We start from the raw sequence: 15,544 nt of genomic DNA, 5'->3' as shown, positions 1-15,544 counted from the left end.
AATTTAATAAATATATGATAGCTAAAAACAGTGCAAAACTCAACCCGAAATATCGCCGTAAACGCACCAACGCGCGCACCATGGCGGACGTGGCTTTTGACGCTCAAAAACTTGCCTTTGCGCCTTTTTCTTTCCAAGCGGCGCTGGCCTTGCGGGATTTAGGCATTTTAAGCCTCTTAAACCAAGCCCCGGCCGCGGATAAAGAACTGGCCCAAAAAACCAAGCTTTCTTTATACGCCGTGCAAACCTTGCTGGAAAACGGCGTATGCCTGGGTTTGGTGCAAAAAACGCCCGCCGGGCTGTATGACATCACCAAAACAGGCTGGTTTTGGCTGTGCGACCCGATGACCCGCGCCAACGCAGATTTTGTAAACGACGTATGCTATTTGGGTATGCATTCGCTTCAAAAATCGCTCAAAACGGGCAAACCCACGGGCTTAAAAGTATTTGGAAAATGGAAAACCGTTTACGAAGGCCTTTCCAAACTGCCGCCCAAAGCCCGCAAAAGCTGGTTTACGTTTGACCATTTCTATTCGGATATCGCTTTTCCTGAAATACTGCCCCTGGTGTTCAGCCGCGGCCCCCGGCAAATTGTGGACATTGGGGCCAATACCGGCAAATGGGCCAAAAAATGCCTGGAATACTCGCCGGACGTAAAAATAACGTTGGTGGATTTGCCCGGGCAATTGGCCGTGGCTAAGAAAAACCTTAAAAAATTTGGTGCGCGCGCGGCATTTTGGCCGGCAAACGTGCTGGACCCCAACGCCGCGTTGCCCCCTAAGGCTGACGCCGTGCTGATGAGCCAGTTTTTAGACTGTTTCAGCGAAAAACAAATCACCGACATCTTAAAAAAAGTAAAAAAAGCGGCCGGCCCCCATACGGATATTTATATTTTGGAGCCGCTGTGGGACCGCCAAGAATTTGCCGCCGCCGCGTATTGTTTAAACCATACCTCGCTGTATTTTACCAACATTGCCAACGGCAACAGCAAAATGTATGCCTTTGAACAATTAAAAAACTGCATAGAAAACGCGGGCCTCACCTTAAAAGAAACCTTTAACGGCGTGGGACGTTTTGCCTATACGCTGCTGCGCTGCGGTAAGAAATAACAATATGTCTAAACCTCATTTTCACATCGCCTATAAATGGCTGATATTTTCCGTCACGGCTATCGGGGTGTTTATGTCCACGCTGGACGGGGGCATCGTCAACATCGCCCTACCCGTTATGGCTAAAGACCTAGGCGTTACGCTGGAACGCATCCAATGGGTGGTAACCGTCTATTTGCTTACCACCACCTGCTTTTTGCCCGTTTTTGGAAAATTAAGCGATATGTACAGCCGCAAATACCTGTATTTAACGGGGTTTTTGCTGTTTGGGGTGGGCTCTTTGCTGGCGGCGTTTGCGCACAGTTTGGCGTGGATGATTTTTTCCCGCGCGGTGCAGGGACTGGGCGCTTCAGCCATGATTTCCAACTGCCAGGCCATTATCGCCAAAGCCTTCCACGGCAAAGACCGCGGGCGCGCCCTGGGCGGCATTGGCGCCATGGTGGCTATTGGATTCTTGGCGGGGCCTACTTTAGGCGGGCTTTTGATTGAGCAGTGGGGTTGGCAGTCTGTATTTTGGATAAACGTGCCCATTAGTTTATTTGGCATTTGGCGGGGGATACAAATTATCCCGCTGTTTATGTCCCACCAAAAAGTAAAAATGGATTTTACGGGCGCCGTATGCTTTATTTTATTTTCCTTTTGTTTCTTGTACGCGCTGGATGAAGGAAGCACCCAAAGCTGGACCTCGGCCCTGATTATGGGCGCGTTTGCTTTGTCCGCCCTTTTTTTTGTGGGTTTTTACATGCGCGAGCAAAAAAGCCCCGCGCCGTTTATCGGCCTGTCTATTTTTAAAATACAGGCTATTTCTTACGGGTGTATCGTATCCGTGCTGGGGTTTATTGCTTTAAACTGCAATTCTATTTTATTTCCGTTTTACATGGCGGACATTTTGCATCTGACCCCCGTGCAAATGAGCCTGCTCATGCTGCCCTTCCCGGCGGCTTTGGCGGTGTGTTCGCCTCTATCGGGCTGGCTGTCTGAAAGATATTCGGCGCGTTTAATCACCACCGTGGGGTTTGGGTTTTTAATTATAGGGGCCAGCATGTTTGTATGCATAGGCACGCACCCCTCGTTTGCCTATATTGTGGCCGCCCAAATGATTATGGGCTGCGGAAGCGGCACCTTTCAAGCCCCCAACAATAACACCATTATCAGCGCCGCTCCGGCGGACCGGCTGGGCATGGTGGTAAGCTTAAGCGCCTTGGCGCGCAATATGGGGGCCGTGATGGGGATTGCCCTGTCCGTGTTGATATTTTCCACCATGAAACGCTATCTGCTCGCGCACGCCGCCCCGCAGCAGGAAGCGTTTATGAGCGCGTATCAAGCTTCCATGACATTCTGCATTTGCTGCTGCGTGCTGGCGGGGTATTTCTCCGCCGCGCGGGAAAAACGCAAGAAAAGAAAAAAACAACCCCGTGGATTTTATGAAACTACCACCGCTTAAACTCTCACGCAAATGGCTGATATTTTCCGTTACCGCCACCGGCACCTTTATGGGCACGCTGGACGGGGGGATTGTAAACATCGCCCTGCCCTCTATGGCAAAGCAGTTTGGAGCCAATATTGAAAATATCCAAAGCGTGGTAAGCATTTACCTGCTGGCGGTTACCTGCTTTTTGCCCGTTTTTGGCAAATTAAGCGATATGTACAGCCGCAAAAAAATGTATTTGGGCGGGTTTGCGCTGTTTGGGGTGGGGTCGGTATTATGCTCGCTGGCGGGCAATTTGCCATTTATGGTTTTTGCCCGGGCGCTGCAGGGGTTAGGCTCTTCGGCCATGATGGCAAATTCCCAGGCGATTATCGCCAAAGCCTTTAGCGGAAAAACCCGCGGGCGCGCCTTGGGGGGGATAGGCGCTGTGGTGGCGCTGGGCTCTTTGGCGGGGCCGGCCGTAGGCGGTTTTTTAATACAGCATTTTGGCTGGCCCTCCGTATTCTGGGTAAACGTGCCCGTGTGCCTGATAGGCATTTGGCGCGGACTGCAAATTATACCCCGTTTTGAGCCTATTCAAAAAATGCGCATGGATATATGGGGGGCCGTATGTTTTATTTTAGCCAGCTTTGCTTTTTTATACGCCTTAAACGAGGGCCCGGGCAAAGGCTGGAGCTCTGCCACTATTCTAGGCGCGTTTGCCGCGGCCATATTGTTTTTCGGCGGATTTTTTATGCGGGAAAAAACGGCCAAAACGCCGTTTATCGGCCTGTCTATTTTTAAAATACCGGCTATTTCTTACGGATACGCCGTAGCCGTGCTGGGGTTTATGGCTATTTTTTGCAATTCCGTGCTGTTTCCTTTCTACACCACGGATATTTTGCATATAGACGCCGTACAAACCGGCCTGCTGATTTTGCCTTTCCCCATTGCGCTGGCTGTTACCTCTACCGTAAGCGGGGTGCTTTCTGAGCGTTACCCCGCCCGCATTATCACCACCGTAGGGTTAGGATTTATAATTACCGGTACGCTGATGTTTGCGTTTATCGGCACAAGTCCGTCTTTCTTTTATATCGGCCTAGCGCAATTTATTATAGGTTCCGGCTCCGGCACGTTTCAAGTGCCCAACAACAACACCGTTATCAGCGCGGCGCCTAAAAACAAATTGGGCATTGTATCCAGCGTAAACGCGCTGGCGCGCAACGCGGGCATGATTATGGGCATTGCCCTTTCCGTAGCCGTATACGCCGCCGTACAAAGTTATTTTGAAAGCGCCGGCCTGCCGCATACCCAAGCCTTTATGCACGGCTACCAAGCCGCCATGCTGTTTGGCGCGGGAGCGGCGTTTATAGGGGGAATTATATCCACCGCCAGGTAAATATTTCATAGCACGCCTGGATTTACCAACTTACAAAAAACGCCCCGTTTTGCAACGGGGCGTTTTTATCAGGCTAAATACGCGGAAATTAGAAGTTTTCCGGGTGAACCATAAAGTAAGCCTGCGGGTGGGCGCATACGGGGCACACTTCGGGGGCTTTTTCACCCACGTGGATGTGTCCGCAGTTGGCGCATTCCCACATGACAATGCCGGTTTTGGCAAACACTTGTTTGGTGTCTACGTTTTTGAGCAGTTTGCGGTAGCGTTCTTCGTGCATTTTTTCAATTTTGCCCACGGCTTCAAACAAATAGGCCAATTTGTCAAAGCCTTCTTCTTTGGCTTCTTTGGCAAAAGTGGCGTACATATCGGTCCATTCATAGTTTTCGCCTTCGGCGGCGTCTAACAAGTTGGCGGCCGTGTCGGCGATTTCACCGCCGTGCAAGGCTTTAAACCACAATTTGGCGTGTTCTTTTTCGTTGTTGGCGGTTTCTTCAAACAATTTGGCGATTTGAACAAACCCTTCTTTTTTGGCTTTGGAAGCGTAATACGTATATTTGTTGCGGGCCTGAGATTCGCCGGCAAAAGCGGTCATCAGGTTTTTTTCAGTCTTAGATCCTTTGAGTTCCATAAAGTAAGTCTCCTTATTTTATAATTACAAATCTTTTTTTGTTTCTTTTTGGCAGCGGGCGCATAAACCGCTAAACTGCAGGTTGATTTTATGCACGCGGCCATACTCTTCCACTTCCGGCGGGACTTCCAAACGTTCCCCCGGAGCGGGAAAAACATCATACACTTCCCCGCACTGGGTGCAGACAAAGTGGTAATGCTCGTCAAAATCGGCATCAAAACGGGCCTTGCTGGAAAAACCAACCCGAAACACCAGCCCTAATTCTTCCAAAGAAGATAAAGTGCGGTACACCGTATCCAAAGACACATTGGGCATGGTTTTGCGCACCGCCTCAAAAACGCGCTCCGCGTTCGGGTGTTCTTTGGACTGGGCCACCATTTTAAAAATTTCCACCCGTTGGGGCGTTACGCGCAAACCGTGGGCTTTGCAGATTGTTTTAAAATTTTCCAATTGCTCGGCTGTTACGCCGCAAGATGTTTGTGTATTCATAAAAACCGCTTATTAATAATTTTTCTTAAGTAAGTATAGCATATTTTTTATACTTTATGTCAACAAAAAAATAATTACCTCTTTTCACGCTAAATTGTATAATAAAAACGCCGGAAGCACCGGTTTGATTACAGGAGGTTTTATGAAATTTGATTTTTATCTTCCCACCCGCATTTTGTTTGGCGCGGGCCGTTTAAACGACCTGGGCACCGCCAAACTGCCTGGAAAAAAGGCGTTGATCGTCATTTCGGCGGGAACGTCCATGCGCAAAATGGGGTATTTGGACCGCGTAACCGCCCTGCTTAAAAAACAAGGGGTGGAAAGCGTCGTGTTTGATAAAATTTTGCCTAACCCCATTTTGGAACACGTCACCCAAGGGGCCCAGCTGGCCCGCCAGGAAGGGTGTGATTTTGTGATAGGCTTGGGCGGAGGCAGCAGCATTGACAGCGCCAAAGCCATTGCCGTTATGGCTAAAAACCCGGGCAATTATTGGGATTATATTTCCTCCGGCACCGGCAAGGGTTTAATCCCCAAAGAAGGGGCCCTGCCGTTAGTGGCCATCACCACCACGGCCGGCACCGGCACCGAGGCCGATCCGTGGACCGTTATCACCAACAAAGAAGAAAAAACCGGCACCGGCTGGGAGTGCACCTTCCCGGTACTATCCATTGTAGACCCGGAATTGATGACCTCCGTCCCGCCGCATTTGACCGCTTACCAAGGGTTTGATACGCTTTTCCACTGTACAGAAGGGTTTATAGCCAATATCGCCACCCCGGTTTCTGACGCGTTAGCCTTAAAAGCCATTGAGCTCATCGCCCGTTATTTGCCGCGCGCCGTGAAAGACGGAAAAGACCTGGAAGCCCGCCAGCAAGTGGCTGTGGCTAATACGCTGGGGGGCATGGTGGAAACTTTTTCTTCCTGCACCAGCGAACACTCTTTGGAGCACGCCATGAGCGCCTATTACCCCAAACTGCCGCACGGGGCGGGGCTGATTATGCTTTCTTTGGCGTATTATGATTTCTTTAAAGACAAAGGCCCCGCAAAACGCTACGGCCTGATGGCGCAGGCGATGGGAGAAAATATCTCCGGTCTGGACGAAGCCGCCCAAGCCCAAGCCTTTTTAACCGCGCTAAAGAAATTGCAGCAAGCCTGCCAAGTGGATCAGTTAAAAATGAGCGACTACGGCCTCAAACCCGAAGATTTAGAGCCTATGGCAAAAACCGCCTGGGATACCATGGGCGGCCTGTTTGAGCTGGACCCATACAAATTAAACCTGCAGGAAACGCTGTCTATTTACAAAGCGGCTTATAAATAATAAAAAAGGGCTCCTTACCGGAGCCCTTTTTTAAACCCCGCCAAGAAATAACCCCCGTTTTTTTGTATCCTATTTGTATATGGCGCAAAGCTATCCAGACATTTACCATACCATTATCATCGGCGCGGGCGCTTCCGGCCTGATGTGCGCCGGCTCATTTAACGCGCGCAAACTGGTTATTGACCACAACCCCGCTCCCGGCGCCAAAGTGAAAGTTTCCGGCGGGGGAAAGTGCAATTTTTCCAACACCCGTATTTCCGCCGCCAATTATTTTTCCCAAAACAAACATTTTTGCAAAAACGCATTGGCCGCCTATAAAAATGCGGATTTTTTAAAATTGTTAGATGATAACCATATCCCTTGGACGAAAACTCCCTCCGGTCAATTATTTGCCCATAGCGCCCAAGACATCGTGCACCTGCTTACCCGCCGCGCCCAACAAGCAAACAGCCGCTTATGGCTAAACACCCAAGTTTTGCGGGTACGGCAGGAAACAACCGGCTTATATACGGTGCAAACGTCCCGCGGCAAACTAAGCGCGCAGAACGTCGTGCTGGCGACGGGGGGGCTTTCTTACCCGGCGTTGGGGGCCAGCGCTTTTGGCATAAAAACCGCACGGGAAATGGGGCTTAATATTATAGAGCAAACCCCGGCGCTGGCGGGCCTCTGCTTTACGCGGGACTTGCGCCGGCAAACCGCCCATTTGGCGGGAAACAGCCTGCCTGCGCACATACAGTGCGGCAAATTTTCTTACCGCGGGCCGCTGTTGTTTACGCATGAAGGCATAAGCGGCCCCGCCGTATTGCAGGCCTCTTTATTTTGGAATGAGGGGGAAAACATAACGGTTAATTTCCTGCCGGATACGGACGCCTTGGCCTTTTTAAAAGAGCATAAAAATTCCCCCAAACTATTTTCTTCTTTACTGGCTGAAAAAATATCCCCCAAAATAACCAAAGCGCTTTTGGGGGAGGGGGACGTATCGGCCGCCAACGCTTCGGCGGCCTGCCTGCAGCAGGCCGCCCAACGGCTAAACCATTTTGTATTTATCCCGCAAAGCACCAGCGGCTGGACCAAGGCCGAAGTCACCCGCGGCGGAGTGGACACCAAAGAAATAAACCCTTCCACCATGCAATGCCGCCGCTTGCCGGGGCTGTTTATCACCGGGGAACTGTTGGACGTAACCGGCATGCTGGGGGGATACAATTTACAATGGGCTTGGAGCAGCGGCTGGGCCGCGGCAAAAACGTTGGAAAAAATCTTTTAAATACAAAAAAATTTCCGTGAATTAAAAGCCCTTTATTGCTATAATATTTCTAGCTGTTACAGGCTTTCTTCGGAGAATATATGGATTTTAAGAAAAAACCGTTTAATCTGTTTACTTTATGGATAGAATCTTTTAAGCTGGCCAATAAAACTTTTGGCGCGTTGGTTTTGCTTATCTTTCTGTTGGTTGTCTTTATCGCAGCCGCCCTTACGGCTATTGTCATTGTAGCTACCAAAATGGTGCTTCCCGGCGCCATGACGGGCCCTTTCCTGGCCGGTATCAGCACCGCCACCCTTATGCTTATAGCCAGCTATATCGTGTATTTTATTTTCCCGTGTACGTTAATTAATATGATTTCCGCCCGCGCCAATAAAGTGGGAACCGCCCTTCCGGAATGTTTCTGGAAAGCGCTGCTTCCTTCTTTTTATTTGCTTTTAGCCAGCATTGTAATCGGCATACCTACATTAATAGTAAATTGGGTGGTGCAAAGCGCGGGATCCTCTAACTTAAGCCTGTTGGTTTCGGCCGCGTTGGTTTTTGGGCTGTATATCCCCGCCGCGTTTACCGCGCCCGCCATTACGCTGCGGGGGGAAAACCCCGTTTCCGCCATCAGATACAGTATGGATTTGGTATTCCGCCGTTATTTCCGTACCGCCATTTTGCTTTTCAGTATTTGGCTGTCCCCGTTTATAGGGTTTGTAATCATAGCAGGCGCTTTGATAATAGGCATACCGCTGTTCTTTGCCAACAGTTTTGACATCACCAATTTGACCATAGGCTGGTATATTGTATTTTTAGCCGCCTTATTAGCTTACGCTTTTTCTTTATATTTTGCGTTTACGGCAAATACGCTTTTGTTTTTAAACCTAGACCACGGCTTCAACCGGGACGGATTTGAAATTTCCGACGCGGAAAAGTTGGCCGGGATGTCTTCTTCCACAGCGTTGCCCGCTACAGCCGGCATGCCGGTACAACGGCCCGAAAACGATATTTTAAGCCCCAACGAACAGGTGGGCATGCTTACCACGGTTTCCCCGGAAACAAACGAAATGAATGTAGACGAGCATTTAAACCAGGTTTATTCACCGGATAATATTAAAGTACAGCAATATATGCACCAAGAAGAAGACCGTATGCCCACTATTCTTTTTGACGATGATATGGCGCAGGATATTGCAAAAAACCAAGAAATGATGTCCGCCAAAAAAGAAAAAAACAATCAGCCCGAGGACAACGGGCCGGAAAATATTAAACTTTCCAAGAGGTAATTCTTTATGAGTAACCATACACGGTATTCTGTATCCTCTTATATTAAAAACGCGGTAAAAACCGTGGAAAAAAGCGGTTTGCCCCTTGTGCAAATTTTATTGGGCGGACAGGCGGGCATTATTTTAGTCAGCTTGCTATGCCAACAATACGACCCTTTTAATAGCACCCCGGAAGAACACCCTTTTCTGTATATTCTTTGGGCGCTGGCAACCGGCGTGATTAGTTTATTTATGATGACGTCTTGTCTAAACATTTTAAAAAACGCCCGGGAAGGGAAACTAATTACTTGGAAAGAAGCCCTGCATATAGCTGCCGGCCGGTTTTGGAAGGTGGCCGGAGCAAGCATATGGTATATAGTGCTAATGTGGCTGGTTTTCTTGTTGTTCGCGTTTATCGCTTTAGCCCTGGTGGTGGTTATCTATTCCATATATTCCACAGCCAGTATTTTAGTGGGGGTTATCGCCTCTGTGGCGGCAATATGGCTGTTTTTCACCACCTTGCTGGGTTCCGTTTTCAGTATATACGCCGTAGCAACGGGGGAGAAAAACGTTTTTAACGCTTTGCCTTATGCTTATAATTTACTTAAACAAGACTATTGGCATCTGTTTAAATTAGGGATTATAGCTGGGTTGATTGTACTGGTGTTCTCCACCCTTATTGGGGTTATACAGCTGTTTATTATGCCTTTATATATGATAAATACGTTGCTTGGCATAGCGGGCACGTGGCTATTATCGCTGCCATGTACGGTCATTAACTCGGTGGTGGGTTTGGGCTTAATATACGAGCTATACGCCGGTGCCAAACGTACGCAAAGCACACAACCCGCAGAAAACTGATTTTGCAAGAGGGCTCTTATATACGCCCTCTTTTTTGTTATGGTTATATAGGATATTACTACACACGGAGGATTCATGCATACCGCACTGACTATATTAAATTTGCTGGGAGGGCTGGCCATCTTTTTAACTGGCATGAAAATGATGAGCGACGGACTGCAAAAAGTGTCCGGCGATAAGATGCGCCAATTATTGGGCATCGCCACCACCAACCGTTTTGCCGCCACCGCCTGCGGGCTATTGGTTACCTCTATCATTCAATCCTCCAGCGCCACCACGGTAATGGTAGTGGGGTTTGCCAGCGCGGGGCTGCTTAATTTATACCAATCCTTAGGCGTTATTTTTGGGGCCAATATCGGTACCACCATGACAGCCTGGATTGTAAGCTTGTTTGGGTTTAAAATACAAATATCCCTCTTTGCTTTGCCAGTAATAGCAGTAGGTTTCTTTGCCCAGTTTATACCGCGCGTGCCGGCTATCAGAAGAACGGGTGAAGCTTTAGTGGGCTTTGGGTTGTTGTTCTTGGGGTTGGACCTCATGAAAAACACCATCCCGGCCGATTTTGCCCAAAATCCGCAGGTAATGGAGTGGATTTCAAAATTCCGCCCGGACAATTTACTTAACCTCTTAACGCTTATCGCCACCGGCACGGTGCTTACCGTGATATTGCAGTCTTCCAGCGCCGTTATGGCCATGACGCTTACCTGCGCCGCCGCCGGAATTATTGATTTTCCCACCTCATGCGCCCTTGTGCTGGGGGAGAACATCGGCACCACTATTACGGCTAATTTGGCCGCCATTGGCGCCAATAAAACAGCCAGAAGGGCGGCGGTAGGCCACTCACTATTTAATATTTTAGGCGTGGTGTGGGCTGTTATTTTATTCCGCCATTTTATTAGTTTGGTGGATTGGGTGGTTCCGGGCAGCCCTTATGTGAAAGATCCTAATGCCTTAACGGCGGTGTTGCCTTACCACATTTCAGCTTTCCATTCTATTTTCAACGTACTCAACACCCTTATCATGCTGCCGTTACTTAAACAATTGGCCGCATTAACCTTGCTGATCTTCCCCAAAACCAAACGCGAAGACAACAAACAAACCGAACTTATTTATCTGTCCACCCGGTTTGCCAATACGCCGGAATTGGCGTTGGTTGCCGTACGCAATGAAGTAGAACGCATGATGAGCTTTGTTACCAAAATTACAGACAAAGTAATGCACGCCGTAAAAGTGGAAGATGAAAAAATGTTCGTGCGGCTGGTGGAAGACGTAAAAGAAGCCGAAAAAACAACCGACGTGTTGGAACACAAAATAAATATCTATTTAACCCAGCTTTCCCACGGCAACTTATCGCGCGATGCCGTGGCGCATGTATGGTCTTTATTTGACGTGATAAACAGCATTGAGCGCATGGGCGACTGCGGGGAGAAAATCGCCCGCATATTGGAAAAATTCCACACCAAGCAGGCTTTCTCTCAAGCGGATATAGACAATATAGAAGAAATTGCCAAGCTGACCAAAGAAATCACCCGTGAAACCCGCAAAGCCATTGTGTTTGTGCAACACCCCACGGGAGAATCCGCCAAAGAAGCCAACGAAATTTTGGCTCAGGCCGCCGCGCGGGAAGAAGAGTTAAACGCGCTGCGCAAAAAATTGCTTAAAGACCGCAGCACCCGCTATTATGAGGGGGAAGAAGCCAGCCCGGACTTTATCACCGCCTATTCCGATATATTAAGCAATTTTGAAAGAATAGGGGATTACGCCCTGCGCGTAACGGAAAACATCTTGGGGGCGCGTTCCCCGGAACACGGCACCAAATACATCACCGTGCCCAGTAAGGAGAAACACGCATGAACTTCCGCCCAGCCGATTTTCTGCAAGACGTAAAAACCCTGTTCGCCATGCTGTGGGCGTCCGTTAAAGGGAAGTATAAATTTCCTTGGGGGCCGGTTTTGCTGACCCTTGTGTGTGCGGTATACGTAATCAGCCCCGTAGACATACTGCCGGAAGTCATGCCCCTGCTAGGCATTACAGATGACGGAGCTTTCATCGTGCTGGTGCTGGCCCTGTGGCAAAAAAGCATTAAAGCGTACCGCCAAAGCCTGGCCCAACCCACAGACAAAGACCAAGTGATAGACACCCAGGCGTACAAAACGGACAGCGCCCCTGAAAAAAAAGACCAATAATACCGCTTCTCTATCCTTAAAAACCGCCGGAAAATAACGGTGGTTTTTTTCGTTTTTTCAAAGTGATATAATAAACGTATATGAAAAAACTAATCAAAATCTTGCTTGTGTGCGGGATAACGTTGGTTGTCCTGCTGGCGGCGGGTTTGGTGACGTTAAAAGTCATGTTCCCGCCGGAAAAGCTCAAAGCCATGGCCGAGAGCTACACAAAAGAGAATTTCCACCGGGAAATATCTTTTGACGGCGTTTCTTTCAATTTGATTGGGGTAACGTTAGACAATTTCGCTTTGTCAGAAGAAAGCACCTTTGAACAGGGCACTTTCGTAAAAGCGGACAAATTGCAGGTAAAAGTGGCGTTAAGACCGCTTTTCCAAAAGAAAATAGAAGTCCGCCGGGTGATTTTGGACGGGCTGGAAGTAAACGTGGTAAAACAGGCGGACGGCAGCTTTAATTTTGATTCACTGGTTGCCGGCTCTTCCTCTTCCGCCGAGGAGCAGCCCCAAGCCGCCCAGGAAGCTTCCGCTCCTGCAAACTTGGACCTAACCATAGAAAAAATCAGCATTACCGATTGCGCCTTCTCCTACAAAGACCTGCAAACGGGGATGAACGCCTCCGTAGACAAATTAAACCTGGAAATACGGGATTTTGATTTGGCTAACCCGTTCTCTTTTAAGCTGGATTTCACCATGGGTTATCAAGACGCGGCCTCCGGTATGGATATGACTATTCCCGTAACGGTAGACACGGTGGTGTCTTTGGCCAATTTAGACATGCAGCAAGCCTATATTACCGTAAAGGGGATTAGCGCTTCTTACAAAACCGTCCGGTTCCTGTTAACCGGGGGGGTAAAAAATTTTATGGCCCCGGTGGTGGATTTGACCGGCTCTCTTACCGGCATTAATAACACCACGTTTGAGGAATTCCTGCCGGATTTGCCCTCTTTTAATCTGCCGCAAATTACGGTAAACGTGCAAGCCTCGGCCGATATAGAAAAAAGCCAGGCCGTTATCCAGCAAATTAAGCTGGGGATATTAAACTCCGGCATTACGGCTTCCGGCAATGCCTCCTGGGCAAGCGCCACGCCTACCTATAACATTACCGGCAATATGGCCATTGCCTTGGCTGAAGCCGTGCAAATGACCGATACCGTGGCGGACTTTAAACCGCAAGGCCAAATTTTAGGCACCTTTACCGCTACGGATAAGTTAGACGGCAAAGACGTGCGCGGCAATATTACGTTAAAAGACGTAAGCGTCATGTATGAACCGGTAACCGCGTCCGCCTTAAACGGGGTCATCAATATCGCCTCGGTGGACGATATTTCCTGCGCGTCTTTAACCGGGCTTTTAAACGGTGAAAAATTCACCTCTTCCTTCTCTTACAAAAATATTCAGGAAGTAATGAATATTGTGTTTAATTTGGATTTATCCAAATTTAAATTAGACAGCCTGCCGGCCGCCCAAACCTCCGCCGTACAGGAAGAAGGAACCCAAACCGAAGCGGCACCCGCCGAGCAAAACGCGGCGGAGACGGCACCGGCTCCAACCGAGGAACCCCAACCGGCCGCCACAGCCCAAGCGGACGGCCCGGAAACCTATATGAATATCCAAGCCAACGTAAAAGTGGGGGAAGTGCAAGTTCCGTTCTTCACCACCCAGGGCTTTGCCATTAACGCTAACTTAACTTCCGTAAGCCCCAGCATGAAGAAAGCCAACGGACAGGTTTCTTTTACCTTGCAGCCCGGCGCCATTACGGATTTGGACTCTTTCGTAAAAGAAAACAAAATAGTCAAAATCCTGCTGCTGCCTATTAACATCATCAACCGGGTGGCCAAAGTGTTAAATATTGACTTGTTCCCGGCGGAAAACTCCGCCCAGAAGGGTCAAATTTCTTACGACGCGGCTGAAGGCGTATACAACTTTGTAAACGGTGTGATGACGGTGGAAAAAACGACCTTAACCTCTAAATTAACCAACATCAATGGTTCCGGTAAGGTAGATTTTCCGCAAGATAACATTGATATGAAAGTATCCGCCACCGTGCTGACCAGCCAGACCCCCATTGTGATTAAAATTACGGGGCCGGTGGAAAATCCGTCCGGTAAATTGGACGTGTTAAATACCGTAGGCTCCCTGGTGGGGGGACTGTTAAGCACACAAACGCCCGGAAACCTCGTTAGCGGGGCCGCCAGCACCGCCGGGGCCGTTGCCACCGGCGCGGTAAAAACTACCGGGAAAGTAGCCGAAACGGCCGTTAAAACCGGTACCACCGTAGTAAAAGGCACCGTGGGGGTGGCCAGTGATACCGTAAAAGGCACTGTAAACACCGCCAAAGATGCTTTAAAAGGCATTGGTTCTTTGTTTAAAAAGAAAGACGATAAAGAAGAAAAGAAATAAACCTTCCGCCTTTAATTGTACACAAAACCCCCGTTTGAAAACTCTCAAACGGGGGTTTATTAAAAATAGATATATATTCTACAATCTACCCAATAGTTTTAAAATAAAACAACCGATACCTTCCTAGAGAAAATAAATTATCAATTTTCTTTCATCTGACACCCCTAAATTTCTCTAAGTTCTCCATTAATTAATATCATAGCATCCCGATGTATTCCATACATCTCATTAAACTTTAATTAATAAAAACACATAGAATTCCTTAATAGTCTTCTTTTCCAATATTTTTATCATACAAAAAGGCCCCAGCTTTTTACGGCTGAGGCCTTTTGAACCTTCAAATACTATGTAAGATGTTAGTTAGCTACATTTACACATTTCAAGCCACTTCTTTCAACATGACACCAGCCATTACCACTGGCAGCCACAGGGCCACAACTGCTCCAACATGTACGTCCTTCACTCGAGCAGCTGCCGCCGGAACTGGCCCCTAACTCAGAACAAGTCATGCCACTGCTCATAAAGATATCAATTAAACATTTCGAAGTTCCGTTAGGAATTTCAGCACATTCTTTATTCACTACTTTCTTTTCATAATTGGACTGCCAAACCAATTGTTCTTTTTTCTTACAGGTATCAGAAGCCAACTCCCAAGTGCATTTGTCTAAACTGGTGTTATACTTATACGTTTTAGAACCCGTATACCCGCTGGGGCAGTTTTCCTCTTTCGTCAAGTTAGACGGCTGACCCGCGCATTTACAACCGCTGTTGTCCCCGTAAGACCAGCTGCACGTATCGTAATTATACGTATCCGTTATTGTTCCAGTCCATTTACTGTTCTCACTAGAGCAGTAACGCGTCTTCGTGCTGGTCCCGCTGTATTGTTTCTTTGGTGCCCCCGCACTGGAACCGCAGTAGCAGTCTTCATCATAATACTGGTCCCAATAGCAGTTCCCTTTGCCATAATAGTAACGGGCCGTAATCGTTCCGTCATATTTGCTGCCCCATTTGCTGTCCGTAGAGCAGCTTCTCGTTTTATCCTCATAACCGCTCGTGCGCCCACTGGAAGGAGCGTCCGCTCTCGTAGTGCTACAGTAACAATTTTCAGAGGTTAAATTCCATTGGCAACTATTAAAATCATAGCTTTCATTAATGTTGCCGTCATATTTGTTACCAAAGCCTCTCACTTTATCATACTGGCACAAACGCGTGCGGCTGGCAGCCGACTCATTCACCATG

The 15,544-nt window shown here is 48.4% G+C and carries 13 protein-coding genes; 10 read left to right on the top strand and 3 right to left on the bottom strand.

What is annotated here, in order from left to right; translation table 11 throughout:
- Nucleotides 1-14 precede the first annotated feature (14 nt).
- The 3 genes from ACQY33_RS02195 to ACQY33_RS02185 are packed head-to-tail and all read left to right on the top strand — an operon-like array spanning nucleotide 15 to nucleotide 3,916.
- Complete coding sequence (locus ACQY33_RS02195) at nucleotides 15-1,109, top strand: class I SAM-dependent methyltransferase (RefSeq protein ID WP_428073520.1); 1,095 nt, start codon at nucleotides 15-17, stop codon at nucleotides 1,107-1,109.
- A 4-nt stretch (nucleotides 1,110-1,113) separates the two neighbouring features.
- Nucleotides 1,114-2,553, top strand: coding sequence for an MFS transporter (locus ACQY33_RS02190; RefSeq protein WP_428073519.1), 1,440 nt, complete (start codon nucleotides 1,114-1,116; stop codon nucleotides 2,551-2,553).
- Nucleotides 2,534-3,916 carry an MFS transporter gene (locus ACQY33_RS02185; RefSeq protein WP_428073518.1) on the top strand — a complete coding sequence of 461 codons (1,383 nt, stop codon included), beginning with the start codon at nucleotides 2,534-2,536 and terminating at the stop codon, nucleotides 3,914-3,916. The genes ACQY33_RS02190 and ACQY33_RS02185 overlap by 20 nt, the downstream gene beginning before the upstream one ends.
- An 88-nt stretch (nucleotides 3,917-4,004) precedes the next feature.
- On the opposite strand, the gene rbr is transcribed toward ACQY33_RS02185, so the two are convergent.
- The gene (gene rbr / locus ACQY33_RS02180; RefSeq protein WP_428073517.1) at nucleotides 4,005-4,544 is read right to left on the bottom strand and encodes a rubrerythrin; all 540 of its coding nucleotides are present in this window, start codon (nucleotides 4,542-4,544) and stop codon (nucleotides 4,005-4,007) included.
- 24 nt (nucleotides 4,545-4,568) lie between these two features.
- Nucleotides 4,569-5,033, bottom strand: coding sequence for a Fur family transcriptional regulator (locus ACQY33_RS02175; protein WP_428073516.1), 465 nt, complete (start codon nucleotides 5,031-5,033; stop codon nucleotides 4,569-4,571).
- Between the two features lie 142 nt (nucleotides 5,034-5,175).
- On the opposite strand from ACQY33_RS02175, the gene ACQY33_RS02170 reads away from it, so the two are divergent.
- The 7 genes from ACQY33_RS02170 (at nucleotide 5,176) to ACQY33_RS02140 (ending at nucleotide 14,305) form a co-directional block, all read left to right on the top strand.
- The gene (locus ACQY33_RS02170) at nucleotides 5,176-6,351 is read left to right on the top strand and encodes an iron-containing alcohol dehydrogenase (RefSeq protein ID WP_428073515.1); all 1,176 of its coding nucleotides are present in this window, start codon (nucleotides 5,176-5,178) and stop codon (nucleotides 6,349-6,351) included.
- Nucleotides 6,352-6,430: 79 nt separating this feature from the next.
- On the top strand, nucleotides 6,431-7,615 hold the full coding sequence (locus tag ACQY33_RS02165) for an NAD(P)/FAD-dependent oxidoreductase (RefSeq protein WP_428073514.1): 1,185 nt from the start codon (nucleotides 6,431-6,433) through the stop codon (nucleotides 7,613-7,615).
- 80 nt (nucleotides 7,616-7,695) lie between these two features.
- A complete protein-coding gene (locus tag ACQY33_RS02160) occupies nucleotides 7,696-8,883 on the top strand; it encodes a hypothetical protein (protein WP_428073513.1) in 1,188 nt (395 codons plus the stop codon).
- A gap of 6 nt (nucleotides 8,884-8,889) precedes the next feature.
- On the top strand, nucleotides 8,890-9,723 hold the full coding sequence (locus ACQY33_RS02155) for a hypothetical protein (protein ID WP_428073512.1): 834 nt from the start codon (nucleotides 8,890-8,892) through the stop codon (nucleotides 9,721-9,723).
- A gap of 75 nt (nucleotides 9,724-9,798) precedes the next feature.
- Nucleotides 9,799-11,577: a Na/Pi cotransporter family protein gene (locus ACQY33_RS02150; protein WP_428073511.1), complete on the top strand. Its 1,779-nt coding sequence runs from the start codon at nucleotides 9,799-9,801 to the stop codon at nucleotides 11,575-11,577.
- On the top strand, nucleotides 11,574-11,909 hold the full coding sequence (locus ACQY33_RS02145) for a YkvA family protein (protein WP_428073510.1): 336 nt from the start codon (nucleotides 11,574-11,576) through the stop codon (nucleotides 11,907-11,909). The genes ACQY33_RS02150 and ACQY33_RS02145 overlap by 4 nt, the downstream gene beginning before the upstream one ends.
- Nucleotides 11,910-11,989: 80 nt before the next feature.
- Entirely contained in the window at nucleotides 11,990-14,305 is a 2,316-nt protein-coding gene (locus ACQY33_RS02140; RefSeq protein ID WP_428073509.1) for an AsmA family protein, read from the top strand.
- Nucleotides 14,306-14,661: 356 nt separating this feature from the next.
- On the opposite strand, the gene ACQY33_RS02135 is transcribed toward ACQY33_RS02140, so the two are convergent.
- Nucleotides 14,662-15,544: hypothetical protein (locus tag ACQY33_RS02135; protein ID WP_428073508.1), on the bottom strand; the 883-nt coding region annotated here is incomplete at its 5' end.

The sequence above is a fragment of the Candidatus Avelusimicrobium aviculae genome (genome assembly GCF_949292495.1).
GTDB lineage: Bacteria > Elusimicrobiota > Elusimicrobia > Elusimicrobiales > Elusimicrobiaceae > Avelusimicrobium > Avelusimicrobium aviculae.
The sequence above is the reverse complement of the archived record's forward strand: the minus strand, read 5'-3'. Positions and strand labels throughout refer to the sequence as shown.